The 26,667-nt window shown below is 59.6% G+C and carries 28 protein-coding genes; 16 read left to right on the top strand and 12 right to left on the bottom strand.

Annotation, left to right across the window (positions count from 1 at the left end):
- Positions 1 to 57: 57 nt before the first annotated feature.
- Positions 58 to 582 carry a gamma carbonic anhydrase family protein gene (locus E4P32_RS03895; RefSeq protein ID WP_116433177.1) on the bottom strand — a complete coding sequence of 175 codons (525 nt, stop codon included), beginning with the start codon at positions 580 to 582 and terminating at the stop codon, positions 58 to 60.
- A 101-nt stretch (positions 583 to 683) separates the two neighbouring features.
- Between E4P32_RS03895 and E4P32_RS03900 the strand changes: the two genes are divergently transcribed.
- Positions 684 to 1,520 (top strand): ferritin-like domain-containing protein, encoded by an 837-nt coding sequence (locus E4P32_RS03900; RefSeq protein ID WP_116433176.1) that lies wholly within the window; start codon positions 684 to 686, stop codon positions 1,518 to 1,520.
- Positions 1,521 to 1,666: 146 nt separating this feature from the next.
- Positions 1,667 to 1,990 carry a hypothetical protein gene (locus E4P32_RS03905; RefSeq protein WP_116433175.1) on the top strand — a complete coding sequence of 108 codons (324 nt, stop codon included), beginning with the start codon at positions 1,667 to 1,669 and terminating at the stop codon, positions 1,988 to 1,990.
- Between the two features lie 49 nt (positions 1,991 to 2,039).
- On the opposite strand, the gene E4P32_RS03910 is transcribed toward E4P32_RS03905, so the two are convergent.
- From E4P32_RS03910 to E4P32_RS03930, 5 genes are all read right to left on the bottom strand, one after another.
- Positions 2,040 to 2,972, bottom strand: coding sequence for an alpha/beta fold hydrolase (locus tag E4P32_RS03910; RefSeq protein ID WP_116433174.1), 933 nt, complete (start codon positions 2,970 to 2,972; stop codon positions 2,040 to 2,042).
- A gap of 75 nt (positions 2,973 to 3,047) precedes the next feature.
- Positions 3,048 to 3,524, bottom strand: coding sequence for an RDD family protein (locus tag E4P32_RS03915; RefSeq protein ID WP_255419420.1), 477 nt, complete (start codon positions 3,522 to 3,524; stop codon positions 3,048 to 3,050).
- Positions 3,525 to 3,815: 291 nt separating this feature from the next.
- Positions 3,816 to 4,469, bottom strand: a complete 654-nt coding sequence (locus tag E4P32_RS03920) for a DUF3106 domain-containing protein (RefSeq protein ID WP_116433905.1) — start codon at positions 4,467 to 4,469, stop codon at positions 3,816 to 3,818.
- A 21-nt stretch (positions 4,470 to 4,490) separates the two neighbouring features.
- Positions 4,491 to 4,901 (bottom strand): DUF3619 family protein, encoded by a 411-nt coding sequence (locus E4P32_RS03925; RefSeq protein WP_116433172.1) that lies wholly within the window; start codon positions 4,899 to 4,901, stop codon positions 4,491 to 4,493.
- Positions 4,898 to 5,467, bottom strand: coding sequence for an RNA polymerase sigma factor (locus E4P32_RS03930; RefSeq protein WP_116433171.1), 570 nt, complete (start codon positions 5,465 to 5,467; stop codon positions 4,898 to 4,900). The genes E4P32_RS03925 and E4P32_RS03930 overlap by 4 nt, the downstream gene beginning before the upstream one ends.
- 530 nt (positions 5,468 to 5,997) lie before the next feature.
- Here E4P32_RS03930 and E4P32_RS03935 point away from each other — a divergent pair.
- The 7 genes from E4P32_RS03935 to E4P32_RS03965 all read left to right on the top strand — a co-directional run bounded on the left by E4P32_RS03935 (position 5,998) and on the right by E4P32_RS03965 (position 12,846).
- A complete protein-coding gene (locus E4P32_RS03935) occupies positions 5,998 to 7,716 on the top strand; it encodes an acetolactate synthase 3 catalytic subunit (RefSeq protein WP_116433170.1) in 1,719 nt (572 codons plus the stop codon).
- Positions 7,716 to 8,207, top strand: a complete 492-nt coding sequence (ilvN, locus tag E4P32_RS03940; protein WP_007882202.1) for an acetolactate synthase small subunit — start codon at positions 7,716 to 7,718, stop codon at positions 8,205 to 8,207. Before E4P32_RS03935 ends, ilvN begins: the two co-directional genes overlap by 1 nt.
- Before the next feature lie 86 nt (positions 8,208 to 8,293).
- Positions 8,294 to 9,310, top strand: a complete 1,017-nt coding sequence (gene ilvC / locus E4P32_RS03945; RefSeq protein ID WP_116433169.1) for a ketol-acid reductoisomerase — start codon at positions 8,294 to 8,296, stop codon at positions 9,308 to 9,310.
- Positions 9,311 to 9,543: 233 nt separating this feature from the next.
- On the top strand, positions 9,544 to 10,290 hold the full coding sequence (locus E4P32_RS03950) for an SIMPL domain-containing protein (protein ID WP_116433168.1): 747 nt from the start codon (positions 9,544 to 9,546) through the stop codon (positions 10,288 to 10,290).
- 351 nt (positions 10,291 to 10,641) lie between these two features.
- A complete protein-coding gene (locus tag E4P32_RS03955) occupies positions 10,642 to 11,283 on the top strand; it encodes a phosphatidylserine decarboxylase (RefSeq protein ID WP_016832346.1) in 642 nt (213 codons plus the stop codon).
- Between the two features lie 29 nt (positions 11,284 to 11,312).
- A complete protein-coding gene (gene pssA / locus E4P32_RS03960; RefSeq protein WP_116433167.1) occupies positions 11,313 to 12,179 on the top strand; it encodes a CDP-diacylglycerol--serine O-phosphatidyltransferase in 867 nt (288 codons plus the stop codon).
- Between the two features lie 163 nt (positions 12,180 to 12,342).
- Positions 12,343 to 12,846, top strand: a complete 504-nt coding sequence (locus tag E4P32_RS03965; RefSeq protein ID WP_116433166.1) for a hypothetical protein — start codon at positions 12,343 to 12,345, stop codon at positions 12,844 to 12,846.
- Here the strand turns inward: E4P32_RS03965 and E4P32_RS03970 are convergent, their stop codons facing one another.
- The 3 genes from E4P32_RS03970 to E4P32_RS03980 form a co-directional block, all read right to left on the bottom strand.
- Positions 12,847 to 13,593: an alpha/beta hydrolase gene (locus E4P32_RS03970; protein WP_116433165.1), complete on the bottom strand. Its 747-nt coding sequence runs from the start codon at positions 13,591 to 13,593 to the stop codon at positions 12,847 to 12,849.
- The gene (locus tag E4P32_RS03975) at positions 13,590 to 15,092 is read right to left on the bottom strand and encodes a sensor domain-containing diguanylate cyclase (RefSeq protein ID WP_116433164.1); all 1,503 of its coding nucleotides are present in this window, start codon (positions 15,090 to 15,092) and stop codon (positions 13,590 to 13,592) included. Before E4P32_RS03975 ends, E4P32_RS03970 begins: the two co-directional genes overlap by 4 nt.
- 133 nt (positions 15,093 to 15,225) lie before the next feature.
- On the bottom strand, positions 15,226 to 15,591 hold the full coding sequence (locus E4P32_RS03980; RefSeq protein ID WP_116433163.1) for a hypothetical protein: 366 nt from the start codon (positions 15,589 to 15,591) through the stop codon (positions 15,226 to 15,228).
- A gap of 174 nt (positions 15,592 to 15,765) precedes the next feature.
- On the opposite strand from E4P32_RS03980, the gene E4P32_RS03985 reads away from it, so the two are divergent.
- Complete coding sequence (locus tag E4P32_RS03985; protein ID WP_116433162.1) at positions 15,766 to 17,274, top strand: PLP-dependent aminotransferase family protein; 1,509 nt, start codon at positions 15,766 to 15,768, stop codon at positions 17,272 to 17,274.
- A 196-nt stretch (positions 17,275 to 17,470) separates the two neighbouring features.
- Positions 17,471 to 18,802: a tetratricopeptide repeat protein gene (locus E4P32_RS03990; protein ID WP_116433161.1), complete on the top strand. Its 1,332-nt coding sequence runs from the start codon at positions 17,471 to 17,473 to the stop codon at positions 18,800 to 18,802.
- Positions 18,803 to 18,891: 89 nt separating this feature from the next.
- Here E4P32_RS03990 and E4P32_RS03995 read toward each other — a convergent pair whose 3' ends face one another.
- Positions 18,892 to 19,815 (bottom strand): sugar kinase, encoded by a 924-nt coding sequence (locus E4P32_RS03995; protein ID WP_116433160.1) that lies wholly within the window; start codon positions 19,813 to 19,815, stop codon positions 18,892 to 18,894.
- Between the two features lie 21 nt (positions 19,816 to 19,836).
- Complete coding sequence (locus E4P32_RS04000) at positions 19,837 to 21,132, bottom strand: amino acid deaminase (RefSeq protein ID WP_116433159.1); 1,296 nt, start codon at positions 21,130 to 21,132, stop codon at positions 19,837 to 19,839.
- A 170-nt stretch (positions 21,133 to 21,302) separates the two neighbouring features.
- On the opposite strand from E4P32_RS04000, the gene E4P32_RS04005 reads away from it, so the two are divergent.
- The 4 genes from E4P32_RS04005 to E4P32_RS04020 all read left to right on the top strand — a co-directional run bounded on the left by E4P32_RS04005 (position 21,303) and on the right by E4P32_RS04020 (position 25,602).
- The gene (locus tag E4P32_RS04005; protein ID WP_116433158.1) at positions 21,303 to 22,184 is read left to right on the top strand and encodes a MurR/RpiR family transcriptional regulator; all 882 of its coding nucleotides are present in this window, start codon (positions 21,303 to 21,305) and stop codon (positions 22,182 to 22,184) included.
- A 1-nt stretch (position 22,185) separates the two neighbouring features.
- Positions 22,186 to 23,694 carry a D-aminoacylase gene (locus E4P32_RS04010; RefSeq protein ID WP_116433157.1) on the top strand — a complete coding sequence of 503 codons (1,509 nt, stop codon included), beginning with the start codon at positions 22,186 to 22,188 and terminating at the stop codon, positions 23,692 to 23,694.
- 91 nt (positions 23,695 to 23,785) lie between these two features.
- On the top strand, positions 23,786 to 24,169 hold the full coding sequence (locus E4P32_RS04015; protein WP_116433156.1) for a RidA family protein: 384 nt from the start codon (positions 23,786 to 23,788) through the stop codon (positions 24,167 to 24,169).
- A 71-nt stretch (positions 24,170 to 24,240) separates the two neighbouring features.
- Positions 24,241 to 25,602, top strand: a complete 1,362-nt coding sequence (locus tag E4P32_RS04020) for a GntP family permease (protein ID WP_116433155.1) — start codon at positions 24,241 to 24,243, stop codon at positions 25,600 to 25,602.
- Positions 25,603 to 25,685: 83 nt separating this feature from the next.
- Here E4P32_RS04020 and bamE read toward each other — a convergent pair whose 3' ends face one another.
- Positions 25,686 to 26,183, bottom strand: a complete 498-nt coding sequence (gene bamE, locus E4P32_RS04025) for an outer membrane protein assembly factor BamE (protein WP_116433154.1) — start codon at positions 26,181 to 26,183, stop codon at positions 25,686 to 25,688.
- A gap of 188 nt (positions 26,184 to 26,371) precedes the next feature.
- Here bamE and rpsO point away from each other — a divergent pair, with 188 nt between their 5' ends.
- Positions 26,372 to 26,641, top strand: a complete 270-nt coding sequence (gene rpsO, locus E4P32_RS04030; protein ID WP_016832358.1) for a 30S ribosomal protein S15 — start codon at positions 26,372 to 26,374, stop codon at positions 26,639 to 26,641.
- Positions 26,642 to 26,667: the final 26 nt, after the last annotated feature.

A 26,667-nucleotide genomic window follows, 5' to 3' on the forward strand; every position in this document is an offset into this window, starting at 1 on the left:
AGAGGCTGAATACGGCCGCCTCGTGCAGTTGTGTTGTTGCCTTGCTTCGATGGCGCTTCAGGCGATGCGCTTGAGACTGGTTTTAAACAATTGCGCGCGTTCGACATAACTGTCGGTGCCGGCGCGCATGCGGGCGATATCTTCTTCGTTGAGGGTGCGCACGGCCTTGGCCGGCGAACCGATGATCAGCGAATTCTCGGGGAATTCCTTGCCTTCGGTCACCAGTGCACCGGCGCCGACCAGGCTGTTCTTGCCGATCTTGGCGCCGTTGAGCACGATGGCCTGGATGCCGATCAGGGCGCCTTCGCCGATGGTGCAGCCGTGCAGCATGGCCTGGTGGCCGACCGTCACGTTCTTGCCGATATGCATCGGATAGCCGACGTCGGTGTGCAATACTGCGCCTTCCTGGACGTTGCTGTTTTCACCGATGGTGATCAATTCATTGTCGCCGCGGATGCTCACGTTGAACCAGACGCTGGCGTGCTCTTCGAGCTTGACCTTGCCGACTACCACGGCCGATTCAGCCACCCAGGCGGTTTCCGCGATTTCCGGCGTGTTTTCTTCCAACTTGTAAATTGCCATAATAAAATTGTCTCCTCGGTTATTCGGGAACACAGACATCCATATTGGGACAAACCGTGTTCCATCAACCCGCCATTTTACCGCTGCTGACATAAATCATCGTGAATCTACCGCCGACCACCGTTTTTCCTGAAGACAAGTTTTCTGCCTCGACCGAATTGCGCCGCGCCGCGCTGCATTGGCTGGTGTACACCGGCAGCGCCGCCAAAGCGGCCGGCGTGCGCGCCATGGCGCAGGCGTGGCATGCCGGCGAGCTGGTGCTGGACCGTGAGGCGGTGTTGTTTGCCGAGGCCGCAGTGCCGGGACGACCTGCGCATCCGGAGCTGGTATCGCCGTTGCTGGTGAAGTCGCGTTCGATGCGTACCGACGAGGGGCGCGCCGCGATGATCCATGCTCTGGCGCATATCGAATTCAACGCCATCAATCTCGCGTTGGATGTGATCTGGCGTTTCCCTGACATGCCCGAGGCGTTTTACATTGATTGGCTCAAGGTAGCCGATGAAGAGGCTTACCACTTCTCGCTGCTGGAGGCGCATTTGCAGGTGCTCGGTTGCGCCTATGGGGACTTCACTGCGCATAACAGCTTGTGGGACATGGCCGAGAAAACCAAAGACGACATTCTTGCCCGCATCGCGCTGGTGCCGCGCACGATGGAGGCGCGCGGTCTGGACGCGGCGCCGCCCGTGCGCAACAAACTGGCGCAGGCCGGCGACCACGCGGCGGCGGCCATCCTCGACATCATCATGCGTGACGAAATCGGCCACGTGGCCATCGGCAATCTCTGGTACGGCTGGTTGTGCGAGCAGCGCGGACTGGATCCGATTGCGACGTTCGCCCGTCTGACAATCGAATTCAAGGCGCCAGTCATGCGCGGGCCGTTCAACATGGAGGCACGTCGCGCCGCAGGGTTCACCGAAGCCGAGCTTGCCTTGATGTAAGGCGACGCCAATTTGGAAATCTTGCGATTTTGGCGGGAAATTATTACCGTTTTTACATTTTGGACAGGGCGCTGTTTGTCTGGCGTGATATCGTGCGGCAGGAGTTTTCGCACGATTTTTCCCGGTGTTTCTTTTGAGAGGATGATATGAAATTGATCAAAGTGATCGGCACGGCATTGGCGCTCGGCGCGGTAGGGCTGGCGATCTCCGCTTGCCAGAAGAAAGAGGAAACGCCCGGACCGGCGGAAACCATGGGCAAGCAAATCGACAGCGCGGTGAAGAACGCCGGCGATCAGGCCGCAGTGGTGGCTGACAAGGCGCAGGAGAAGGCCGCAGAAGCCGGCCAGAAACTGGACAAGGCTGTTGGCGACATGAAAGACGGCGCCAAGGACCTGACACAAAAAGCCGGCGAAAAGATGGAAGCCGCCGGCCAGAAAATCCAGGACACCGCAAAAGAAGCGCAGAAGTAATTTTCGCGCTGGCATCAACGAAAACCCGCATGTCGCCATGCGGGTTTTTTTATATCCCGGCCCTGTGGATTTCTGCGACGACGCGTGCCTGAATGGTGGGATCCAGCGCCAGCGCGACGTGGCCGATGCCGCTGATGGGAACGTTTTCGGCGCCGGGCAAATGCGATGAAATTTGCGGTGAGACGATATTGTCGTGATGCGAATAGATCGACAGGATGACGGCGCGCGTGGCCGGTTCTTCGGTGGCGGCGAGCTTTTGCAGCCACTCGCTGCTGGTGCCTTCTTCGGCGCGGCCGAGCCAGTTCATTTCGCCGCAGTTGATGCCGATGCCGAAGTTGGCGATGGTGGTGCCGTGATGCGGCGTTCCCAGCGTGATGACCTTGGCGATGTTGGCGCAACCGTGGTCGCGCAGGTAAGCACGCGCCGCCAGCCCGCCCATGCTGTGGGCGACGATGACGATCTTGTCCTGGCCGCTTTCGGTCACCAGCCGCTGCACCGCTTCATGGACCAGCGGCGCGTAACCGTCGATGCTGCCGAACACCGGCTCCATGTCGACCGCGTAGTGCGTGATGTGGGCTTCTTCCAGGGCCTTGCTCATCCAGTGCCAGTAGCCGCTGTTGCAGCCGTAGCCATGGATCAGCAGCACCGGCAACGAGGTGGTGTCGGTGTAAATGCGCTTGTCGAAACGCTGGAACGGCATGCCCCACGAAGAGCACACCATGGTGGCGCAATATTCGCCGGCAAACAGCCGGAAGATGCCGGGCCAACTGAGTTCAGGCGTGTGCGCCGACTTGGCGCGGTTGGGCCAGGTCAGGAAAAAGCTGTTGGCCGTGATCGAAGCGCGGAACAGCCCGACCATCGCCAGGCTGAGGACGATGGCGAGCGGAACGTTGGTGACATGCAGCTTGACGAGCAGGAGGTAGAACAGGGCGGCGACGCCGAATTGGGTCAGCAGCAGGGTTCGGGCAATGCGGGCGATCATGCAGTGACGGCCTCTTGATTGTGAGCGAAACGACTAGCGTAACAGGATTGCATGACCGTTTTATTGCAGCGCAGCTTATTGTTTCTTTTTGGGCGGATTCAGATCCACGAGCCGTGTGCCGGCCAGGCGATCGTGCACGAACTGGCGTTGCGGATCGGCGTAGATCAACGCGGCCCAGACCACGACATTGATGGCAGGAATCCCGATCAGCATCCAGCCCTTGGCGCCCAGCACCCACGCCAGCGCCAGTCCCGGCAGGAACCACAGCCAGCTGAGCAGGAAGCGCAGCAGCGCGCGCCATGCGTTGACCGGTGAGCCGTCGGCACTGGTCAGGCGGATACGCCAGGTTTTCATCGCCAGCGTCTGGCCACCGCGATTCCAGAACCAGATGAAGTACATGCCGAGGATGACGAACAGCCAACTTTCCAGCGCATGGCGCAGGTAAAGCGCGTGGCGCTGTTCGAGCACGGTTGAGAATATCAAGGTCGAAATGAACACCACGCCGAACAGCAGCATGGATTCGTACACCATGCTGCACAGGCGGCGGCGCAGGGACGGAGTGAGTAGAGCGGCGGTGGTTGCAGTTGCTGTTGCAGGCGTCGGTGCGGAGCTCAAGGCGGTCTCTTCTCTTGGTGGTGGCAAGTATTTTTCGGTTGGCATGGCGCGGAGGCGGAAGTGCGCCGGGAAGCATGATACGCGAACTGGGGAGAAATCAGGCGCAAACGGGAGCGCAAACGGAACGCGCGGGACCATGCAAAAACGCCATGTCGGCGTGAATGCGCGGACATGGCGTTTTTGTTTTTCCTGAATCTTGCCGATAGGCGCAAGGTCGTGCGTTTTTGCCTACTTGACCTCAGTCTGCGTCGCAGTTGCCGGCGTAATGACTGGCGGCGGTGGCACCAGAGTCTGCTCCAGCGCTTCAGGAGGCAGCTGGATTGTCGGTGCCGCCTTGGCCTGAGTCGGCGGCAGCGCGGCAACGTGCTTGGGCAGCTTGGCTTGCGACAGTTTCTTCTTTTGTTCGTCCGACAACTGCTGGTATTCCTTCCACTGGGCGGACTTTTTGTCCGCATCCAGCTTCTTGGCGCGGGTGTAGCTTTCGCGCACTGAGCGGCGCTGCACCGGCGTCAGCTTGACCCAGTCGCGCATGCGTTCCTGCAGGCGTTCCTGTTCGGCAGGGCTCATGGCGGCGAACTTGTTGCCGATGACCAGCCATTTTTCCTTGCTGTTGAATTCCATCTTCTTCCACTCGCCGGCCAGCGGTGCGAGCGCGTGCTGCTGTGCGGGTGTCAGCTCGCTCCAGGTCGGCTTGGAGTCGGGCTTCTTGGCGATCTTGGAGGGCGTGGTCTGCGTCGGCGCCACAGGCGCGGGCTGCTGCGTTGCCGCCGTGGTGTTCGGACCTTGCGCATGCACTGGTTTGCACGTCAGAACGGACAGGCCGCCCAGTGCGACGAATGCGGCAACGGTAAAGCTCAACATGTTGCGTGCTGCGGTGCTCATGGTCCGGGTGCCTGCCATCAATTATTCGCCTTGCTGCGCCAGGTAGGCGTTGAAACCGTGATCGAGATACGCCGACAGCGGCAGTTCGTCCGACAAGACGCCGGCGTCGATTTCAGCCAGAGCGCTGATGCGCTGTTTGTGTTCGTGTTCATACAAGCCGGCAAACAGCATCACGCCGGCCAGCAGAGGGATGGCGACGCCGAGGCGGCCCAGCCAGGAAAACGACGACGATGGCGTGAAGTTGCCGCCCAAAGCGCCGGCCAATGCGAATTGCGGCGCCACGACGCGAACCGGTGCGGTCGTTTTCTTGCGGGCAAGCGCAACGCGACGCGCTTCCGCCAGGCTTTGTGTGGTCGATTCGGGCAAGTGTTCCAGATTGGCGTCCAGAGCGCGCTTTACCCGGTAAGCAAATTGTAGTTCTTTGTTGTTCATAAAGTGATTCCTTTGGCCCTGAGAGCTTGAGCCAGGGCGTGTGTTGCACGAGAGCAATGAGTTTTGACGCTGCCCTCTGAGCATCCCATCGCGGCAGCTGTCTCGGCGACATCCATGTCTTGCCAGTAACGCATGAGGAAGGCTTCCCGTTGACGGGTTGGAAGTTTTTGTACTTCGGCGTCGATCAAGGCGAGCGTTTGTTCACGTTCAACCTTGTCTGCGCTGGATTCCGAGGCCTGGGTGCCTTCCTCGGCTTCGTAGCTTTCGAGCAGGTCGAAGTCTTCCTGGTTCTCGTTGTCGCGGCCGATGCTGGAAAACAGGCTGACCCAGGTGGTGCGCACTTTTTCCCGACGGAAAAAGTCATGGATGGTGTTTTGCAGGATGCGCTGGAACAGCAGGGGAAGTTCGTTGGCCGGCTTGTCGCCGTATTTCTCGGCCAGCTTGATCATCGCATCCTGAACAATATCGAGCGCGACTTCATCCTTGCGCACCGCGTACACAGCCTGCTTGAAGGCGCGGCGTTCGACATTTTCGAGAAAATCGGAGAGTTCTTTGTCAGTTGCCATGCAATACGGCTTGTCGATGTGGAGCCGGGAATAGATGAATCGAATGCAATTCCGACGGGTATGTTGGTGGAATGTACGGATTTGTAACAGAGCGCATGCTAGCAAAAAAGCCCTTGTTTGTGGTGGTGTTTATAGGAAAAGCACAATTACGGGGCGGTTTTGCGGGCGACCGCACTAAATTCGCTTGACCAAAATGATGCGACGCATTAACGTGTCAGTCCGCTTCATCAACATGAAGTTCTATGGTCTTTACCGTGGCTACGCATAATGTAGCGATTGTCAAAGACGCGCTTTATTTAAAAAGCTGTTTGTTCTAACCCGCGCCACAAGCGCGAGAAATTCGTAACGGTGTGCTTGCACCAAGGCTGAACGAGTCGCGCTGAGCGGCATTTTGAACCTCACTACGGTTGGGGCGCAGAAATGACGTGACCGCACAAAGAAGGGATGCCGAAGGACGCAGGTCGATCAGTGCGATTTCGCCAGGAGAGAACATCCGATCAATCTCCAATGGACCTTGAAAGGAAGTAGTAATGAGTGCAGAAAACCTCACCGGTGCGGAGATACTCGTCCGTTGCCTGGCTGAAGAGGGCGTTGAGCACGTCTTCGGCTATCCTGGTGGCGCCGTGCTTTATATTTACGACGCTATCTTCAAGCAAGACAAATTCCAACATATCCTGGTACGCCACGAGCAGGCTGCGGTGCATGCAGCGGATGCCTATTCGCGCAGCTCCGAAAAAGTCGGCGTCTGCATCGTGACCTCCGGTCCCGGCGTCACCAATGCGGTGACCGGTCTGGCGACCGCGTACATGGATTCGATCCCGATGATCGTGATTTCCGGCCAGGTGCCTTCGACCGCCATCGGTCAGGACGCCTTCCAGGAATGCGACACCGTCGGCATCACACGTCCCTGCGTCAAGCACAACTTCCTCGTGAAGGATGTGAAGGACCTCGCGGAGACGATGAAAAAAGCTTTCTATATCGCCACCACCGGCCGTCCAGGTCCAGTGCTGGTCGATATCCCGAAGGATATCTCGATGCACACCTGTGCCTACGAGTATCCTAAAACCGTCGAAATGCGTTCGTACAAGCCGGTCGACAAAGGCCATTCCGGTCAGATCCGCAAAGCGCTGCAGTTGCTGCTGACGGCGGAACGTCCGATGATCTACACCGGCGGCGGCGTGATTCTCGCGAATGCCGCTCCCGAGCTCAACAAGCTGGTGGATCGCCTCGGCTTCCCTTGCACCAACACACTGATGGGGCTGGGCGCTTACCGCTCGACCAGCGACAAGTTCGTCGGCATGCCGGGCATGCACGGTACGTATGAAGCCAACATGGCGATGCAGCACAGCGATGTGATGATCGCCATCGGCGCGCGCTTCGACGACCGCGTGATCGGCAACCCGAAGCACTTCGCCTCCAACGCGCGCAAGATCATCCATATCGACATCGATCCTTCGTCGATTTCCAAGCGCGTCAAGGTCGACATTCCTATCGTCGGCAACGTCAAGGACGTGCTGCAGGAATTGCTGGCCCAGCTGGACGCCGCCGAAACCAAGCCGAATGCGCCTGCGCTGGCCAACTGGTGGAAGCAGATCAACAAGTGGCGTGAGCGCGACTGCCTGAAGTTTGCTACTTCGGATGAGTTCATCAAGCCGCAGGCAGTGGTCAAGAACGTCTGGGAAATCACCAAGGGTGACGCCTTCATCACCTCCGACGTCGGCCAGCATCAGATGTGGGCTGCGCAGTACTACGGTTTCGACAAGCCGCGCCGCTGGATCAATTCCGGTGGTCTCGGCACCATGGGCGTCGGCCTGCCGTACGCCATGGGCGTGCAGAAGGCCAATCCGGACGCGACCGTCGCCTGCATCACCGGCGAAGCATCGATTCAGATGTGCATCCAGGAACTCGCGACCTGCAAGCAATATCACCTGACGCCGAAAATCATTCTGCTGAACAACCGTTTCCTCGGCATGGTTCGCCAGTGGCAGCAAATCGATTACGGTTCGCGCTACTCCGAGTCGTACATGGATTCCTTGCCCGACTTCACCAAGCTGGCCGAGTCCTATGGCCACGTCGGCATGAAGATCGAAAAGCCGGGCGATGTGGACGGTGCGCTCAGGGAAGCGTTCAGCATGAAAGACAAGCTGGTCTTCATGAACTTCATTACGGATCAAACCGAAAACGTCTGGCCGATGGTCAAGGCAGGTAAGGGTTTGACTGAAATGCTCTTGGGTTCGGAGGATCTGTAATGCGCCATATTGTTTCTGTACTGCTGGAAAACGAAGCCGGCGCTCTGTCCCGTGTGGTGGGCCTGTTCTCCGCGCGCGGCTATAACATCGAAACCCTGACTGTTGCACCTACCGAAGACGCCACCTTGTCGCGCATGACCATCGTGACCAGCGGCTCGGACGACGTGATTGAACAAATCACCAAACACCTGAACCGCCTGATCGAGGTGGTGAAGGTCGTGGATCTGACTGAAGGCGCGCATATCGAGCGTGAACTGATGCTGATCAAGGTACGTGCCGTGGGCAAGGAACGTGAAGAAATGAAGCGCACTGCGGACATCTTCCGCGGCCGCATCATCGATGTCACTGAAAAGACCTACACGATCGAATTGACAGGCAACAAGGGCAAGCTGGACGCGTTTATCGACTCGATCGACCGTGCAGCGATTCTTGAGACTGTGCGTACCGGCGGCTCCGGTATCGGCCGCGGCGAACGGATCCTCAAGGTCTGATGCACGCCCATCGCTGGTAGTTCTATCGCTCTCTCTGTACTTAATTCAGTATTGAATATTTTAAAAATTAGTTAATAGGAAAAATCATGAAAGTTTTTTACGACAAAGACGCAGACCTGTCCCTGATCAAGAACAAGAACGTGACCATCATCGGTTACGGTTCGCAAGGCCACGCCCACGCGCAAAACCTGAATGACTCCGGCTGTAAAGTCACCGTCGCGCTGCGCAAGGATGGCGCCTCGTGGAACAAGGCCAAGAACGCCGGCCTGAACGTTGCCGAAGTCAACGAAGCGGTCAAGGGCGCCGACGTCATCATGATCCTGCTGCCGGATGAAAACATCGGCCAGGTCTATGCAGAAAACGTCGCACCGCACGCCAAGCAAGGCGCGACAGTCGCCTTCGCCCACGGCTTCAACATCCATTACGGCCAAGTCGTGCCGCGCGCTGATCTGGACATCATCATGATCGCGCCGAAGGCGCCAGGCCACACCGTGCGTTCGACCTACACCCAAGGTGGCGGCGTGCCCCACCTGATCGCGGTCTATCAAGACAAGTCCGGCACTGCCCGTGACGTCGCGCTGTCGTACGCTACCGCCAACGGCGGCGGCCGTGCCGGCATCATCGAAACCAACTTCCGCGAAGAAACCGAAACCGACCTGTTCGGCGAACAAGCGGTTCTGTGCGGCGGCGCCGTCGAACTGATCAAGGCTGGTTTCGAAACGCTGGTGGAAGCCGGCTACGCGCCTGAAATGGCGTACTTCGAATGCCTGCACGAACTGAAACTGATCGTCGACCTGATCTACGAAGGCGGCATCGCCAACATGAACTACTCGATCTCGAACAATGCGGAATACGGCGAATACGTCACCGGCCCACGCATCATCAACGAAGAGAGCAAGAAGGTCATGAAGCAAGTGTTGAACGACATCCAGACCGGCGAATACGCCAAGAGCTTCATCCTGGAAAACAAGGCCGGCGCACCGACCTTGCTGTCGCGTCGTCGTATCAACGCTGAACACCAGATCGAAATCGTCGGCGAGAAGCTGCGCGCGATGATGCCTTGGATCAAGGCAAACAAGCTGGTTGATCAGACCAAGAACTAATCGATATTTTTATCGATGAAGAAAAGGACGCTCAGGCGTCCTTTTTTATTTTCTGCGATCTGCAGCAACAAAGATGTTGCAACGCTTGCATCTTGTCACAATTGCATTGTTCCTCCGAAGAACTAAGCGCGTTGCAAGGCGTCCAAACGCCAGTCTTCGTTACTGCTTCCTCCGGGCTTTCATGCGCAGGGCAGTGCGAAACTCATTAATCCGTTTTATTTCTGGAGATATCCATGTCGCGCTCAAGCCAACTATTATTCGCCGCCGTACTTGCCACAGCCACGATGGCGGCACATGCGCAATCAGCTCAAACCACCGGCACCATGGTGGTCATTCCCGCTTCGGGCGAACTCGTCGTCCCTAACGACGAAGCCCGCGCCACCCTGAACGTCGAGGAACAGGACAAGGACAAGGCCGCCGCCGCGTCGCGCGTCAACAAGAAGATGAAGCAGGGCATCGACATCGTGAAGCGGCAAGACCCGCAAGCGCAGCTCAAGACACGCGGCTATTACACCTACGCGGTCTACTCCGAAGATCCGCGCCCGAGCAACAAGCCGCGTCCCATTGTCGGCTGGCGCGTCGGGCAATACCTCGATGTAACAACCACCAATCTGGAAGGCTTGCCGCGTACCGTGGCAGCAGCACAGGGCATCCTGGGACTCAACAATCTGCAATTCGGACTGAGCCCGGCCGCGACCAAAAAACTTGATGCAGACCTCATCAACGCGACCTTCAAGAATCTCAATGAGCGCATTGCATCGATTGCCGGCGCGATGGGCCGCCGCAGCAGTGACGTAGTGGTGGAAACGGTGGATTTCGAAGGCTCCGGCAACTACGCTCAGAACGTCGCGGCTCCCAAGGCGATGATGATGCGTGCGATGGCCGATGCGCCGGCGCAGGAGGCAGTCGCCGAGCCGAGCTTTGAGCCGGGTGACACCACCATCGGCATGCATCTGGTCGGCAAGGTACGTTTCAAATAATTGATGGAATGTCATCGGGCGGCGCGCTCTACAGACCGCCCGATGCAGTTGTGCGTCGGTGCGCCAGCCCGGCATAGCACCGTAATTGTTCCTCCTCGTCCTGTCCATCACTGCCGCCATTGTTCGTCAATCGTGGTAATCGAGATAAAATAGGCTCCATCAGAACAAGAATGGCTATATCAGGCCACCAGGTCCCTCCGTTTTCCTCCGGCCGGAATCTCTGGCTGTCATTCGCTGTCTACGGGTAAATATCCGTCGATTTGACTCGCGGTGCGTTACATTTCTTAGGCGCTCGTCTAGAATAAGCACGCTTTAACATTTTGAAAACTATCAGCGACTATCGGAGCAACGTTGAATAATCACTATCCACATCCTATTATTGCCCGCGAAGGCTGGCCTTTTCTGGGCATCGCCGTTGTCGTCGCCGTTGTCGTCACCCTGATCGGTGGAGCATGGTCGATCCCGTTCTGGATCATCGCCTTGTTCGTGCTGCAATTCTTCCGCGATCCGCCGCGCACCATTCCACAGAATCCCAACGCCGTGCTGTCGCCTGCCGACGGCCGCATCGTTGTGGTCGCCAAAGCCCACGATCCTTACACCAATCGCGAAGCGCTGAAGATCAGCGTGTTCATGAACGTGTTCAACGTCCACTCCAACCGCGCCCCGGTGGATGGCAAGATTGAAACCGTGCAGTATTTCCCCGGCAAGTTCGTCAACGCCGACCTTGACAAGGCTTCGCTGGAAAACGAGCGCAATGCGCTGGCGATTACCGCAGCCAACGGCCAGAGCGTGACGTGCGTGCAAGTGGCCGGTCTGATTGCCCGTCGCATCCTGTGCTACGTCAAAGCCGGCGATGTGCTGGCGCGCGGCCAGCGTTACGGCTTCATCCGTTTCGGCTCGCGCGTTGACGTGTACCTGCCGTTGACGGCAACCCCGAAAGTGAGCGTCGGCGAAAAAGTCTCGGCTACGGAAACCATCCTGGCTGAATTCTGATCACCCGACGCATATTGGACTGACTTCCTATGGCAACTTTCCGCAGACGCAAAAACAAGGGCGCGATTCCGTTTCCGAAATCCTTGCGCAGCCATAAGGCGCCGATGTATCCGGCCCAGCTGGAAGACGTCGACGGCGCGCCGATCGTGCGTCCACGGCGCTCGCGCGGTATTTACCTGCTGCCCAATGCCTTCACGACGGCAGCGTTGTTCTGCGGTTTCTACGCCATCGTGATGGCGATGAACCTGAAGTTCGACCATGCCTCCATCGCGATTTTCGTCGCCATGGTGCTGGACAGCCTGGACGGTCGCGTGGCGCGCATGACCAACACGCAAAGCGAATTCGGCGCCCAGTACGACAGCCTGTCCGACATGGTGTCATTCGGCGCGGCGCCGGCGCTGGTGGTGTATGAGTGGTCCCTGCGCGGCATGGGCAAGCTGGGCTGGCTGGCGGCGTTCGTGTATTGCGCCGGTGGCGCCTTGCGCCTGGCGCGCTTCAACACCAACATCGCGGTGGTCGACAAGCGTTACTTCCAGGGTTTGCCAAGTCCTGCCGCTGCGGCGCTGGTGGCCGGCTTCGTCTGGCTGATGGACGACTTGCGTTTCGCCGGTACCGATCTGAGCTGGGCGGCGTGGATCATCACTTTGTATGCCGGCATCACGATGGTGACCAACGTGCCGTTCTACAGTTTCAAGGACATCAATTTCCGCAAGCCGGTGCCGTTCATCGCGGCCTTGCTGGTGGTGGTGCTCCTGGTGGTGATCTCCAGCGATCCGTCCAAGGTGCTGTTCGGTCTGTTTGTCCTGTATGGTTTGTCCGGCTATATCGTCTATGCCTGGCGCAAGATCAAGGGCAAGCCCGTCAGCATCGTGCAGACGGAACACGAAGAGAAGTAGTTTTCAGGGCAACTGAAACCGATCAAAACCGCCGCAGCGAAAGCCCGGCGGTTTTTTTCGTCACGCGCTGCAGAGTCGACCGGGTTGTCACTGTTGCATCGAAAATCGTCCACATTGCTGCTAAGCTGAAACCGAGGGGCTGATTCAGCCATCGAGGACCTTTATGGCCATCGCAATCAACAGTTCATTTACCGCCAGCGTTCCGGCTGCCTATGGAGGCAGTACGCCGGTGATCGACCTCGGCGTGAGTCCCGCCGCGATCAGTACGGCGGTGGCGCTGACCAATGCCGGATCAGTCGTGGTCAGCATCAGTGGCGCGCCGGCAGGATCGGTGACTTACACTGCGGCCGGGCTGCTGCGCGAGATCTCGTTTGCCGGCGTGCCGGCGCAAAGACCGCCGCCGCAAATTGTGCAGCAAGAGCGGCAATCATTACAGGCCGCCAACTCGGCGTCCGCAGCTTCACCCACGAATGACGGCCAGGAGTCGGATCAAAGCGAACCTGCCGTGGATGGCGTCTACAACGGCAGTGGTGTATTCACGCCGACCAGCGGGGTCTCGCCGCAATTTGCAGCAGTACTGCGCAGCGATCCGGGCTTGGCGGCCGTGGCGGCCAATGATTCGTTCGCTTCGGGCGTTGTAGGGACGCTGGTATCGACCAGCGCCTGATTATCTTTCTTCCCGATTTTCCAGTTTGTCCGCACTGATGGCGGTGGCGATGCGTCGTCGCAGTCCGGCGTCCTGCGCGATTTTTTCGCTGAGGCGGTGGTCCACGCCGGGCAGATCGATCAGCCTTCGGAAGCGCGCCGACTGCGCCGCATCCATCAACAGGTCGGCGACGTCGTACGGTATCACCGTGTCGTCGAGGGTGCGGATGATCGTCAGGCTGCCGCAATAGTTGCGGATCAATTCCAGCGTTTCCGCGTCCCGCCAGCTGTCCGGACGCCGTATCGCGGCGGAGAACGCCGGTCCGAACGGCAAGGCAAAGGCCGCCCGATCATAAATCGCACCGACCAACAGGACCACATGATCAATGCCGGAGGCATCGCTGCAGGCCAGGCGAATGGCGATTTCGCCGCTCATGCTGACGCCGGCGACGGTGTGGATGCGGCGTTCGGGATCGAGGTGTTGCCGTGCTTGTTCGGCTTGGTGCAGGCGTTTTTGCAGCGAGCCCGGCGTGTTGGCGCTGCTCTCGCCATGACCGGAAAAATCGAAGGCAATGCTGCCAAGGCCGAGCGTTGCAAGCTCTTCCCGCAGCAGGCGCTGGCGTTGGCGATGGCTTTGCCCGGCGCCATGCAGGAACAGTACACCCGGCACACCTGGCATACCCGGCGCATCCTCCGAATTCGTCGCACTCAGAATGTCGCCGACGATGATCTCATCGTCGATCGCCAGCTCAAAGCGCCGCTCGTTCATTCCGGAGAGTTTTGCCGCCGTTCGTTGCCCGGCGTCTTGGCGTAATAAGAACGCTTGTCTTCGTACATCAGCGCGTCCGCGCGTTGCACCGTGGCTTCCAGGCGTTCGCCGTGCTGGCTGGTGGCGCTGCCCATCGACAGGCTCAGCGGCGACCCGGAGTAATACTGGTTGTTGATGTCGATCAGGCTCTGGATGTTTTCCATCATGGCGACGGCGCCGCGTTCATCGGTGGCCGGCATCAGGATGGCGAATTCGTCGCCGCCGATGCGCGCTGCGTGGACAGGCCGGTCGGCCGCCTTGCCGAGCACTTCGCCGATGCGGCGCAGCAGGGCGTCGCCGGCCGCGTGGCCAAGTTGATCGTTGACGTCCTTGAGACCGTTGAGGTCGGCCATGATGATACTGACCGGGAACGGTCCTTTGCGCTCCAGGCGATTCATTTCATCGACCATGAAGGCGCGGTTGTGCAGCTTGGTCAGCTCGTCGTGCTTGCCCAGGAATTCGAGATAGGCTTCGGCCTTCTTGCGCGCGGTAATGTCGGTCAGGGAGACCAGCACGAGATCCCAGTCCTGTTCGTGGCCGGGGAATACCGAGAACTGCAGATGCACGTGCAATTGTTCGCCATTGAGCGCGTAGTTCACCACTTCGCGCTGATGGAACAGATTACCGTGCCACAGCTCGCTCAGTTGCTCATTGAAATGCGGCCGCATGTCGTCGCGGAATACTTCGCTCAGACGCGAGAGCAGGGTCTGCTTGTCGGGCGCATGGAACATCGTCAGCGTTTGCTGGTTGACGTCGATGACGCGGATCTCCTGCATGCAGCGCTCGACGAACTCCGGATGCACATCGGTGAACACGCGGAAATCCTTGATGCCGATCTGGCGCAGGTCGCCGAACAGGCGCTTGACCGCGCTGAAGTCTTCCACCCACAGCGAAATCGGCGAGTACTCGAACAGCCCGCGCGCATAGTCTTCGCTGTGCGTCAGCTTGCGCCGTGCGGTTTCGCGTTCGGTGACGTTTTCCACCGCCAGCAGCACGCGTTCCCAGCTGTCTTCATAGCCGGGCAGGATGCGCGCGTTGAGCTGGATGTCGAGCCGCTTGCCGGACAGCGTGTAGTTGACGCTATGGCTGGAGAATTCGTGTTTGCCTTCCCATACCTGCAGCAGCTCTTCGATATGCGTGTGCAGCATGTCGTCGCGGAATACCTTGCCGAGGTTGGTGATCAGATGGTCCAGATTATCGGCCTCGAACAGTTGCAGCGTCTTGCTGTTGACTTGCAGGACGCGGATGTTCAAGGTGCATTCGTGGACGCGCGCCAGGTCGGCTTGCAGATAGCTGCGCAAATCGGTGACGCCGGCTTCGCGCCAGGCATCGAGCAGTTTTTTGACGCCGCTGAAATCTTCCAGCCACATGGAGACGGGAGCCAGCTCAAACATCTCCGCATTGACAAGCCCGACGCCGTCGGTGGCGGCATTGTCGAGGGGGCTGCTTTGATTCTGCATAACGGTGAAGAAAGGTGGGTGACGCATAAGTGTAATGCCTTTAATGCAATGCACCCACATCCTTCGAGGTCAATTTGCAGATTTTTTGATGAAAATTATGCAATTTTACAAAGCTGCTTGACGCGTGAAATTCCTACCGCGGCGCCAGCAATTGCGCCGCCATGTTGCGCAAACGACGGGCCGGCGCCGTCGCCAGGCGAACCAGGGATTCCCGCGAAAAGTAACGCGTCGGCGCGCTGGCGTAATGCAGCACCTCGGCCGTTCGCGTTGCATGCAGGCAAGTCCAGCCGCCGCGTTCGATCTGGTAGTACTGGCCTTCGTGGATGGTCGACAAGGTCCGCAGCACGGCGTCGGACAGCCATTCGGGCGACTCGCGCAAGCGGATGCTGCCGGCTTCCACCACCAGCACGGCATCGCGGCGGCTCCACAAGTAATAGCTTTGGCCGGTGCTGAGTTGGATCCGGGTCGGGGCGGTCTGAGGGCGGTCGGTTGTGCGCATGATGTTTTCCCTTTTGGTTGGCGTAGGGATAGTCTAGGCAGTACCGGCCATGCGAAACAGGCACAGGCAATGCTCATGTGAATCGAAACAGCGGACATTTTTTTGATCTGTTATCGTCTGTTTTCGACTGCTCTGTATCTATCGCCGCTGCGGCGGAACGCTGAAGATTCACCCATGAACATGCAACCACCTCCGCTCGCTCTCGCCGCTATTGCGGCCACACCAGCACCCGCGCCAGTATCGCCATCTGCCTTGCCGATTTACCGGCGTCTGGCCGAGCACTATCTGTCGGCGATCCAGTCAGGCACGCTGGCGCCAGGAGATCGCATGCCGTCGGTGCGCGACCTGATGCGCCAGCATCATGTCAGCCTGTCGACCGCGCTGCAGACCTTGCGTCATCTGGAAGAGGGCGGCTGGCTGGAAGCGCGTCCGCGCTCCGGCTATTTCGTGCGCCAGCCGCGCCGCGCCACCATCCGCCCGGTCGGTGAGCCCAACATTCTGGCACCGCTGGACCCGGCGCAATATGTCGGCATTCATGAGCAGGTCTCCGATTTCATCGCGCGCCGGCAATTACAGGCGCCCACCATTGATCTGAGCGGCATGACTTGCGCGCCCGAGCTGTATGCGGTCGAAGCGCTCAAGAACGCCGCCATCCGCGCCTTGCGCGAGCAGCCCTCCTTGCTCACCAGCGCCATGCCGATCAATGGCAACGCCACGTTCCGCCAGGTGGTGGCGAGGCGGGCGCTCAACGCCGGCATTCGCATCGGCGCCGATGACGTGGTGGTTACGCACGGCTGCATCGAGGCGCTCAATCTGGCCTTGCGCGCAGTGGCGCAGGCGGGCGACACGATTGCGGTGGAGTCGCCGACTTATTTCGGCTTGCTGCAGACGCTGGAAAGCCTGGGCATGCGTGCGCTGGAGATTCCGACCAGTCCGCTGACCGGCATTTCGATCGAAGCGCTGGAACTGGCCATCCAGACTTACGGCAACATCAAGGCAGTCGTGGTGGTGCCGACGCTGCAGAATCCGCTCGGCTGCATCATGCCGGACAGCCACAAGGAGCGCCTGGTGGCGCTATGCGAACGCTGTGCGGTGCCGCTGATCGAAGACGACGCCTACAGCGAACTGGCCGATGGCGATGTCGCGCCGAGTGCGGCCAAGGTGTGGGATCGCAGCGGCAATGTGATCTATTGCGCCTCGCTCAACAAGGTGCTGGCGCCGGGCATGCGGCTGGGCTGGATGACCAGCGGCAAATGGCATGAGCGGGTCAAGATGCTCAAGTTCGCCTATACCCGCGCCAACGAGGAATGGACTCAGATCACCGCCGCCAACTACATGGGCTCACCGGCTTACGACCGGCACCTGCGACGTTTGCGCGGCAGCCTGAAGGAGCAGCGCGAGCAGATGGCCGAAGCGATCGCCGGCTACTTCCCGTCGGAAACGCGTCTGAGCGTGCCCAACGGCGGCGTCGGCCTGTGGGTGGAGTTGCCGCGCGGGCTGTCGTCCAAGGCGGTGTTCGCTGCTGCGCTCGATCAGGGCATCGGCGTATCGCCTGGCGTGATTTTCTCCAACTCCGATCGCTTCGATCACTACCTGCGCCTGTGCTGCGGCAAGCCGTTCACGCATGAACTGGATCAGGCCTTGCGCAAGCTGGGCGGGATCGTGGAGCGCATCCCGGGTTGAAGTATGCCCTGAGGCTGCCGCCGGGAAAGCTCTCCCGTTGCGGCCGGAAAGCTTTTTTTTGCTTCCCCGAGGAAAACTTGTAAGATTGCGTTCGATCCCTGCGACAAAGCACCACTGCCGACCGGCGTGCTGCGTTGATTTGCGCGTCGCTGCCGGACCAGCATTCCTCAATCAGAACAAGCTACAGGAACAGCATATGCAGTCTTTTTCTCAGGGCGGGGCGGACGCGGCGTCGTTACAACTGCTGCAGCAGGCGATCAGCTTTCACACGTCAGGCGACCTGGCCCGGGCCGAGCGTATCTACCGCGAAGTGCTGGCGCAGGATCCGGTCCATCCGATTGCGCTGCATTACCTCGGCATTTTCTTGCATCAGAACGGCCAGCATGACGAAGGCGTGCAGAGCATCCGCCTGTCGTGCGCGCTGCAGCCGGACAACGCGGCCTGGCACAACGATCTCGGCAACGTGCTGTTCGCGCTGCGCGAGTTCGAAGAAGCCTCCGAAGCCTATCAGGCCTCGCTCGACGCCGATCCGCACGATCACGTGGTGTGGAACAATCTCGGTTCATCCCAACTGCAGCACAACGACAGCGAAGGCGCGATCGCGTCCTTCAAGCAAGCCGTCGCTTTGTCGCCAGAGTTCGGTCCGGCGCTGATCCACCTCGGCAATATCTACGATGCAGCCGGTGACAAGATGACCAGTTCTCACTACCAGTGCCGTGCCTTCGTGTTGCCGCCGTTGGAAGAAAAGTCGAAGGAGATGCTGGGCATTTCCTTTTACTTCCTGGGCCGCCTGCAAGAGGCCGCCGATATCTATCGAGACTGGATGGAAGACGAGCCCGACAATCCGATTGCCGCGCACATGTACGCCGCCTGCTCGCAGATCGAAGTGCCTGGTCGGGCGTCGGACAGCTACCTGGAAAAACACTTCGACCGTTATGCCGAGACCTTCAACGCCAACCTGGTCGGCAGCCTGGGCTATCGCGGTCCGCAACTGATGGCGCAGGGGCTGGACATCATCGGCGCCGCCGGCAAGCAATACGACGTGCTCGACCTCGGTTGCGGCACCGGCTTGTGCGCGCCCATTGTGGCCGCCCATGCGCGCTCGCTGACCGGCGTCGACCTGTCCGGCAAAATGCTCGACCAGGCGCGTGCACGCGGCGGCTACGACCGGCTGATCAAGCAGGAAATCACTGACTTCATGGCGGCAGAACCGCAGGCGTTCGACCTCGTTCTGGCAGCTGACACGATGATTTATTTCGGCGGTCTGGACAAGGTGTTCCACGCCGTGGCGACCGCATTGAGGAGCGCCGGCCATTTCATGTTCACAGTGGAGGCCGTTACGCAGGAAGCCGGTCAGGTAGACGGTTTTCAATTGCATCCGAGCGGGCGCTATCGCCACGGCACCGACTATGTCATGCGTTGCCTGGCGGATGCCGGGCTCAGTCTGGTCAGCATGACTGAGGCGACACTGCGTGAAGAAATTCGCCAGCCGGTCAAAGGCATGCTGGTGGTGGCGAAAAAGACTTAACGTCGATTGCAGAACGGCGGAAGAAAAAAGAGCGACGGGCATCCGCCCGGTCGCTCTTTTTCATTTCCCGCTGTTCAGGTACGAGCAGATCAGTTCAGACGGCCCAATACCTCGCGCACTTGTTCCGCAGTCGGGATCGGCGCAACAGCGCCGTAGCCGGTGGTGGAAATCGCCGCCGCCACATTGGCGTAGCGCGCCGCTTCGAACGGATCCTTGCCGTCGACCAGTTGCGCAATGAAGGCGCCGCCGAAGCAGTCGCCGGCCCCGGTGGCGTCGATGGCGGCAACTGTGTGCGGGGCCACCATGCGGCGCTCAGTCGGCGTTGCCACGTAGCAGCCTTCCTGACCGAGTTTGAAGGCGACCAGTTTGACGCCGTAAGCCAGCAGCTTGTCGACGATGGCGTCGCGGTCTTCAAGGCCGGTGAGGGCGCTGACGTCTTCCCAGCTCGGCAGGCAGATGTCGCACAAGGAGAAGGCCTCGGCCATTTTGGCGCGGGCGCGCTCCAGCGGCCACAGCCGCAGTCGCAGATTGGTGTCGAGCGAGGTCAGCGTGCCGTTCTTGCGTGCATGCGCCATCGCAGCCAGGCCCGCATCGCAGGCGCTTTCGCTGATGGCCAGGCTGATGCCGGACAGGTGCAGCACCTTGGCGTCGGCGATGGCTTGCAGCGGGAGTTGTGCCGAGGTGTAGCGGCTGGCGGCGGAGCTCGAGCGAAGGTACGTGAAGTGATGGCCGGCATCGTCATGCGTGACGAAGTACACGCCCGACGGTGCATCCTGCACCACGCTGACATGCGCATCGTCGACGCGCTCGGCTTTCCACAAGGCCTGCAGGCTCTTGCCGAAATGGTCGTCGCCGACCGCACTGACGTAAGCGGTATCGGCACCCTGGCGCGCCGCAGCGATGCAGAAGTTGGAGGTGTCGCCGCCGAAGCCTTCCAGGTAATAGCGCGGGTCGTCGATGCTCTGGTTGAATTCCACCATCGCTTCGCCATAGGCGAGGATTTTCTTGCTCATGATGTCAAAGTAATAGAAAACTCAGAAGAAGGTCTGGACGATGTCGAGAACGTTGAATTTGGCGTCCAGCACCGGCAGATGGCGCCACTTGTCGAACGTCAGGCAAGGGTGCGAAATGTCGAAGGCGATCATGTCGCCCACGCGGATGTCGTCGCCCGGCGCAATCTTGAGATAGGCATGTTGATCCATCATGCCGGTGACTTCCCAATGCGACGGCGTATCAACGGGCGCGGCATCCTGGCCCGGACGGAAACGCTTGACCGGCAGCGGAAGGCCGGCGTCGAAGGCGGCGTCGCGTTTGCCCAGCGCAATGATGGCCTTGTCGGCTTCCGGGATCGATTGCACGTAGGCCCATAATTGCAGCGCCGGCAGCAGTTCGCTGCGCATCTTGCGTGCGACCGGATTGCGGGTCTGGATCTGTTCCTGCGCGGCGCGATAGACGCCGACGTCATGCGTGAGGTAACAGCCGGGGCGCAGCACCACATCCAGCGGCACGCCGATGTCGGCGCCGGCGAATTCTTCGGCAACCACGTCGTACCAGGCTGAACCTGCGCCAGTCAACACAGCGGGCTTTTGTGCCGTGCGGTGGCTCAGGTAGCCCTGCTGCGCCAGGTCCTTGGCGCATTGCACCGCGCGTTGCAGGAACAGGCGGATATCGGCTTCTTCTTTCAGCACGCCTTCATACACTTCAATACCGGACAGCGCGATGCTGCCTTCCCAGCGCTTGACGGCTGCCAGTACGGTAGCCTGTTGTTCGTTGTCGCGCACACCGGTGCGGCCGCCCACCGGACCCAGCTCCAACAGGACGTTGAGGGTTTGTTTCTTTTCCGAGAAGAAGCGGCCGAGCTGATCGACCAGTTCGGCGGAATCGACCAGGCAAAAGAATTCGAACGAAGGATCTTCCAGCAGGCGCGAGACGATCTGCATGTTCTGTTTGCCGACCAGTTGATTGGCCATCAGCACGCGGCGCACGCCATGGTGATAGGCGACATTGGTTTGATGCGCGGTGGCCAGCGTGATGCCCCAGGCGCCGGTGGCGAGCTGGCGCGCAAACAGTTTCGGCGCCATGGTGGTCTTGCCGTGCGGCGCCAGTTTGACGCCGTATTCGGTGACGAAACGCTGCATCCAGTCGAGGTTGTGCGTCAGGCGTTCTTCATACAGCACGGCGGTCGGCAGACTCAGGTCTTCCTTGAGGAGATTCCAGGGTAGGGTGTCGGCGGCGTCAGGCGCCAGCGGGGCGTTCAGCGTACCGATTCCCTTGTTGAGCGGGTCAATAATGCCACTTTGCCATTCTTTCTGGTAGTTTGTATCACTCATCTTGAATTTCTCCTCAAAAATTTGATTTGACGTAATCATAGTCCTGAATTTACTATGTTGGAAGTGTGTTATAAACTAACACGAAAAAATTATGATGCACCTGACGGCAAGTTTTTAACAGCGTTTCCGCTCAGGATCTCATTCACAATTCGAGACTTCATTCCACAGCCATGGCACAAGCTTTCGACATCGTTTCACGCATTACCGAGCGCAGCGGCCAGTTGCGCCTGGCGGAGCAAAAGGTCGCCGAGGCGATCTTGACCGATTTGTCCTTCGCCGCCAGCGCCAGCATCGGCGAACTTGCGTTGAAGGCCGGTGTCAGTCTGGCGAGCGTGACGCGATTTGCCAAGGCCATGGGCTGCCGCGACGTGCGCGAATTCAAGTTCATGCTGGCGCAGGCCGTGGCGGTCGGGCAACGCTTCTTCGATGGCGTCAAAACCATTCCGTCCGGACAACCTCCCGAACTGATCGACGTCGTCTACAACGACATTCACGCGGTACTGGAAGTCAATCGTGCGCTGATCAACGCCGACGCTCTGGCGGGTGCAGCTGAATTGCTGCGTGACGCGCGCATGATTTATTCATTCGGCATGGGCGGCGGTTCCACCATGATGTCCGACGAAGCGCGCTACCGCCTGGTGCGACTGGGTCGCCCGGTGGCGACTTACCATGATGCCTTGTTGCAGCGCATGGTGGCCGCGACACTGGACAAGAACGATGTGCTGCTGGTGTTTTCGACCACGGGCAACGTGCCGGAGTTGCTGACCAATTGCGAAGTCGCCAAGGAATACGGCGTCAAGATGATCGGCATTACTGCGCTCGGCTCGCCGCTGGCCGGCATGGTCGATGTGCTGCTGCCGATCAAGGCGCTGGAAACCGATTTCATTTTCAAACCATCGTCGTCGCGCTACGCCATGATGATGGTGCTGGACATGCTGGTGCTGGAACTGGCCCTGCTGCAGAAGGATCGCAGCCAGGAACAGCTGCGGCGCCTGAAGTATGTGCTCGACATGCATCGCGGCGGCGGCGACCGTCAGCCGCTGGGAGACTGATATGACCACCCCGAACACTTCCGGAGCTTCCTATCCCGTGCGCACCTGCGATACGCTGATCCGCAATGTTTTCGTGATCGACGGCAGCGGCGCCGATCCCGTTGTCGCCGATGTCGCCATTGCAGGCGGACGCATCGCCGCTATCGGCACGCTTGACGACTGGCAGGCGCAACAGGTGATGGATGGCACAGGCAAAGTCCTCAGCCCCGGCTTCATCGACGTGCATACGCATGACGACACCAACGTGATCCGCATGCCGGAAATGTTCCCCAAGCTGTCGCAAGGCGTCACCACCGTGGTGGTGGGCAATTGCGGCATCAGCGCCTCGCCGGTCACGCTCAAGGGCGATCCGCCGGATCCGATGAATCTGCTCGGTCAGTCGACGGCATTTTCCTACCCGACATTCGCCAGCTACGTCGCCGCCATCGACGCTGCCAGGCCCTCGGTCAATGTCGCCGCGCTGGTCGGTCATACCGCCTTGCGCAGCAATCACATGGACCGGCTCGATCGTGCCGCCAGCGATGCTGAAATCGTCGGCATGCGCGACCAGCTGACTGAAGCGCTGGAGCATGGCGCGCTCGGCCTGAGCACCGGCCTGGCCTACGGCAACGCCATCAACGCGCCGACCGAAGAAGTGCTGGCGCTGGCCGAACCGCTGGCGGAGTACGGCGCGATGTACGCGACCCATCTGCGCAGCGAATTCGCCGACATCCTTGACGCTATGGACGAAGCCTTCCGCATCGGCAAGCACTCGCGCGTGCCGGTGGTGATCTCGCATCTCAAATGCGCCGGCGTCGAAAACTGGGGCCGCAGCAGCGAAGTGCTGGCGGCGCTGGAGCAGGCCGAGAAACATCAGCACGTCGGTTGCGATTGCTATCCCTATACCGCCAGCTCCTCGACGCTGGATCTGAAACAAGTCACCGACACCTATCCCATCCAGGTCACCTGGTCCGAACCGCATCCGGAGCAGGGCGGCAAGCTGCTGTCCGACATCGCCGCCGCCTGGCAGGTCGACCTGACGGAAGCGGCGCGCCGCCTGATGCCGGCCGGCGCCGTCTACCACTGCATGGCCGACGATGACGTCAATCGCATCCTGAGCCATCCCGCGACCGTGATCGGTTCCGACGGTTTGCCCAATGATCCGCTGCCGCATCCGCGGCTGTGGGGCGCTTTCCCGCGCGTGCTCGGTTATTACAGCCGCGAGCAGAAATTGTTCTCGCTGGCGGCGGCGGTGCGCAAGATGACCGGCTTGTCGGCGCAGCGTTTCGGCCTGCACGAACGGGGTCTGGTCAAGGAAGGTTACTGGGCCGATCTGGTGCTGTTCGATGCCGACACCATTCGCGATGCCGCCACCTTCACCGATCCGATGCAGCCGGCGCACGGCATTGACGCCGTCTGGGTCAACGGCGTGCTGTCCTATCGCGGCGAGGACAAGAAGGCCACCGGCGAACGTGCCGGTCGTTTCCTTGCGCGTCAACGGATTCAGGCGGAAGAGACCGCGGCAGTGTAGTTCACAACTAATTCACGACAAACAATTGCAATAGCGGGATGCGTCGATGGTCGAGCAGTGTCCCGATTTAATTTCTTGAAGGAGAAACAGGATGAGCATCAAACGATATGGCGTCGACGGCGGCAAAGGTACCGGCGGACAGCATCTTCCCTTCGCCCGCGCAGTGGAAGCGGACGGCTGGTTGTACGTTTCCGGCCAGGTGGCGATGGTCGATGGCGAAGTGATCGACGGCGGCATCGTGGCGCAGTCGCACCAGGCCATCAAGAACGTGCTGGCCATCCTCAAGGAAGCCGGCTACGGCCCGGAGCACGTGGTGCGTTGCGGCGTCTGGCTCGACGACACGCGCGACTTCCAGTCCTTCAATAAAGTGTTCAAGGAATACTTCGGCGCCAACCCGCCGGCGCGCGCCTGCGTGCAGTCGGCGATGGTCGTCGACTGCAAGGTGGAAGTGGATTGCGTGGCGTTCAAGCGCTGAGTTGAATGAAGCCCGGGGTTCAATGAAAACCCGGGGTTGAGTGAAACCCGAATTGGGGTGAGGAGAAGGAAATGGAAGCAGTACAAGGAAGCATGCTGTTGATCTATGCTCTGGTGGCGGTGATCGCATTGATCGTGTTAATCGCGAAATTCAAGATGAATCCGTTCATCGTGCTGATCGTGGTTTCGTTGATATTGGGTCTGGCCGTCGGCATGCCGATGGGCGCGATCGTCAAGTCATTTGAAACCGGCGTGGGCAATACGCTCGGCCATATTGCGCTGGTGGTCGGTCTCGGCACCATGCTGGGCAAGATGATGGCGGAGTCGGGCGGCGCTGAACGCATCGCGACGACGATGATCGATGCCTTCGGTGAAAAGAACGTGCACTGGGCAATGATGACGGTGGCCTTCATCGTCGGCCTGCCGGTATTCTTCGAAGTCGGTTTCGTGCTGTTGATCCCGATCGCCTTCAACGTCGCCAAACGCACCGGCACATCGATGGTGCTGGTCGGTATTCCGATGGTGGCGGGTTTGTCGGTGGTGCACGGCCTGATTCCTCCGCATCCTGCTGCGCTGCTGGCGGTGACCGCCTATAACGCGGACATCGGTCGCACCATCCTGTTCGCGCTGATCGTCGGTATTCCGACTGCCATCATTGCCGGTCCGATCTTCGGCAAGCTGATGTCCAAAGTGGTGATCCCCAATCCGGACAATCCACTGATCGGCCAGTTTGTTGATCAAGGCGCAAATGGCGGAACCAAGCGCGAACTGCCGGGCTTCGGCATCACGCTGTTCACCATCCTGTTGCCGGTGGCGCTGATGCTGATCGGCAGCTGGGCGGACGTGTTCTTCACACCGAAGACCTTCGCCAACGACTTCCTGCGTCTGATCGGCAATTCGGTGATCGCGTTGCTGATCGCTACGCTGGTGAGCTTCTACACCTTCGGTAAAATGCGTGGTTTCAATCGCGAAGCCATCCTCAAATTCACCAATGAATGCCTGGGCCCGATCGCCAGCATCACATTGGTGGTGGGCGCGGGCGCCGGTTTCGGTCGTATCCTGATGGATGGCGGCGTGTCCAAGGCCATCGTCGGTATCGCGACCGATGCGCATTTGTCGCCGTTGCTGCTGGGCTGGTTCGTGGCGGCGCTGATTCGTGTGGCGACCGGTTCGGCTACTGTCGCGATGACCACCGCTTGCGGCATCGTGGCGCCGATCGTGATGGCGGGCGGCGGTGCGCGTCCGGAGCTGATGGTGCTGGCCACCGGCGCCGGTTCGCTGATCCTGTCGCACGTCAACGACGGCGGTTTCTGGCTGGTCAAGGAGTACTTCAACATGACCGTGCCGCAAACCTTCAAGACCTGGACCGTCTGCGAAACGCTGATTTCGGTGCTGGCCCTGTTGTTCACGCTGGCGCTGTCGACTGTGGTCTGAGTTGTGGTCTGAGTTGCAGGGTAGTTGTCGGATGTGTAAAAAAGCCGCTTTTCGAAGCGGCTTTTTCATTTGTTCAGTACGGATCAGAAGCGCATGCGGCTGTCGTCATAGCGCGGATCAGGACCGTTTTCGACTTTGCGGACGATGCCGTTGTCATCGAAATAGACCGTCATCTGTGAATTCCAGACTCCGCTTTCCTTGAAGCCGTAATTCCACGCCTCGTAAGGGATGCGCGCATAGCGCATCACTTCGGTCGGCCGGCCGACGATATGCAGTACATCGTTCTTGGTGGCCTGGTCGACTTTGATTGACTGGAATTTTTGGACGGTCCACACTTGCTCGTAGGAAATCAGGCGTCCGTCCGGACCGATGCGGGCCATATAAGAGTATTGGCCGAAAGGACCTGGCGCATATTCGAGCAGGCGTGTGTTGCCGTCGGGATAGACGGCTGTCGGATGGCCGAGGCGCGTGACGACCTGTTCTTCGGAGTCACCGGCGGCCGGCGGCGGGGCGAACAGGCTGGCGCAGCCGCTCAGGGAGAAGGCTGCAGCTGCTAAAACAGGAAGAAGGAGGCGTTTCATGGACAGTTGGAGAGGTGTTGGTAAGGAAAATATCCCGAGAGGCCTGTGATTCTACGCTTTTCGGGTAAGTATTTGAATCTGCTGGTCTTTTGCTATATACTTGCGCCTCTGGTCATTTCGGCCAGTTTTTATTTTTGTTCACGGTATGCAGGGTAACTACTCCGCACACCGCTTGTGAAAGGTATAGCATGTCGATCGAAAAAACAGCCAAGGCTGCCATTATTACTGATAACGCCCGTGGTCAAAACGACACCGGCTCCCCGGAAGTTCAAGTTGCGCTGCTGACAGCACGCATCAACGACCTGAACGGTCACTTCAAAGAACACAGCAAGGATCACCACTCCCGTCGTGGTCTGATCAAGATGGTTAACCGTCGCAAGAGCCTGTTGTCCTACCTCAAGGGCAAGGACGCCGACCGTTACCGCGCACTGATCGAAAAACTCGGTCTGCGTAAGTAATTTTGTTCCCTCGTACCATTCAGGTT

Origin of the sequence: Herbaspirillum sp. 3R11, from assembly GCF_004563925.1 — a bacterium.
In the GTDB taxonomy this organism is placed as follows: domain Bacteria; phylum Pseudomonadota; class Gammaproteobacteria; order Burkholderiales; family Burkholderiaceae_D; genus Herbaspirillum.

Coding starts and splice junctions, on each gene's coding strand:
- E4P32_RS03895 (WP_116433177.1), bottom strand. CDS start 582: ATGGCAATTTACAAGTTGGAAGAAAACACGCCGGAAATCGCGGAAACC.
- E4P32_RS03905 (WP_116433175.1), top strand. CDS start 1,667: ATGAAATTGATCAAAGTGATCGGCACGGCATTGGCGCTCGGCGCGGTA.
- E4P32_RS03910 (WP_116433174.1), bottom strand. CDS start 2,972: ATGATCGCCCGCATTGCCCGAACCCTGCTGCTGACCCAATTCGGCGTC.
- E4P32_RS03920 (WP_116433905.1), bottom strand. CDS start 4,469: ATGAGCACCGCAGCACGCAACATGTTGAGCTTTACCGTTGCCGCATTC.
- E4P32_RS03925 (WP_116433172.1), bottom strand. CDS start 4,901: ATGAACAACAAAGAACTACAATTTGCTTACCGGGTAAAGCGCGCTCTG.
- E4P32_RS03930 (WP_116433171.1), bottom strand. CDS start 5,467: ATGGCAACTGACAAAGAACTCTCCGATTTTCTCGAAAATGTCGAACGC.
- E4P32_RS03935 (WP_116433170.1), top strand. CDS start 5,998: ATGAGTGCAGAAAACCTCACCGGTGCGGAGATACTCGTCCGTTGCCTG.
- ilvN (WP_007882202.1), top strand. CDS start 7,716: ATGCGCCATATTGTTTCTGTACTGCTGGAAAACGAAGCCGGCGCTCTG.
- ilvC (WP_116433169.1), top strand. CDS start 8,294: ATGAAAGTTTTTTACGACAAAGACGCAGACCTGTCCCTGATCAAGAAC.
- E4P32_RS03950 (WP_116433168.1), top strand. CDS start 9,544: ATGTCGCGCTCAAGCCAACTATTATTCGCCGCCGTACTTGCCACAGCC.
- pssA (WP_116433167.1), top strand. CDS start 11,313: ATGGCAACTTTCCGCAGACGCAAAAACAAGGGCGCGATTCCGTTTCCG.
- E4P32_RS03965 (WP_116433166.1), top strand. CDS start 12,343: ATGGCCATCGCAATCAACAGTTCATTTACCGCCAGCGTTCCGGCTGCC.
- E4P32_RS03970 (WP_116433165.1), bottom strand. CDS start 13,593: ATGAACGAGCGGCGCTTTGAGCTGGCGATCGACGATGAGATCATCGTC.
- E4P32_RS03975 (WP_116433164.1), bottom strand. CDS start 15,092: ATGCAGAATCAAAGCAGCCCCCTCGACAATGCCGCCACCGACGGCGTC.
- E4P32_RS03980 (WP_116433163.1), bottom strand. CDS start 15,591: ATGCGCACAACCGACCGCCCTCAGACCGCCCCGACCCGGATCCAACTC.
- E4P32_RS03985 (WP_116433162.1), top strand. CDS start 15,766: ATGAACATGCAACCACCTCCGCTCGCTCTCGCCGCTATTGCGGCCACA.
- E4P32_RS03990 (WP_116433161.1), top strand. CDS start 17,471: ATGCAGTCTTTTTCTCAGGGCGGGGCGGACGCGGCGTCGTTACAACTG.
- E4P32_RS03995 (WP_116433160.1), bottom strand. CDS start 19,815: ATGAGCAAGAAAATCCTCGCCTATGGCGAAGCGATGGTGGAATTCAAC.
- E4P32_RS04000 (WP_116433159.1), bottom strand. CDS start 21,132: ATGAGTGATACAAACTACCAGAAAGAATGGCAAAGTGGCATTATTGAC.
- E4P32_RS04005 (WP_116433158.1), top strand. CDS start 21,303: ATGGCACAAGCTTTCGACATCGTTTCACGCATTACCGAGCGCAGCGGC.
- E4P32_RS04010 (WP_116433157.1), top strand. CDS start 22,186: ATGACCACCCCGAACACTTCCGGAGCTTCCTATCCCGTGCGCACCTGC.
- E4P32_RS04015 (WP_116433156.1), top strand. CDS start 23,786: ATGAGCATCAAACGATATGGCGTCGACGGCGGCAAAGGTACCGGCGGA.
- E4P32_RS04020 (WP_116433155.1), top strand. CDS start 24,241: ATGGAAGCAGTACAAGGAAGCATGCTGTTGATCTATGCTCTGGTGGCG.
- bamE (WP_116433154.1), bottom strand. CDS start 26,183: ATGAAACGCCTCCTTCTTCCTGTTTTAGCAGCTGCAGCCTTCTCCCTG.
- rpsO (WP_016832358.1), top strand. CDS start 26,372: ATGTCGATCGAAAAAACAGCCAAGGCTGCCATTATTACTGATAACGCC.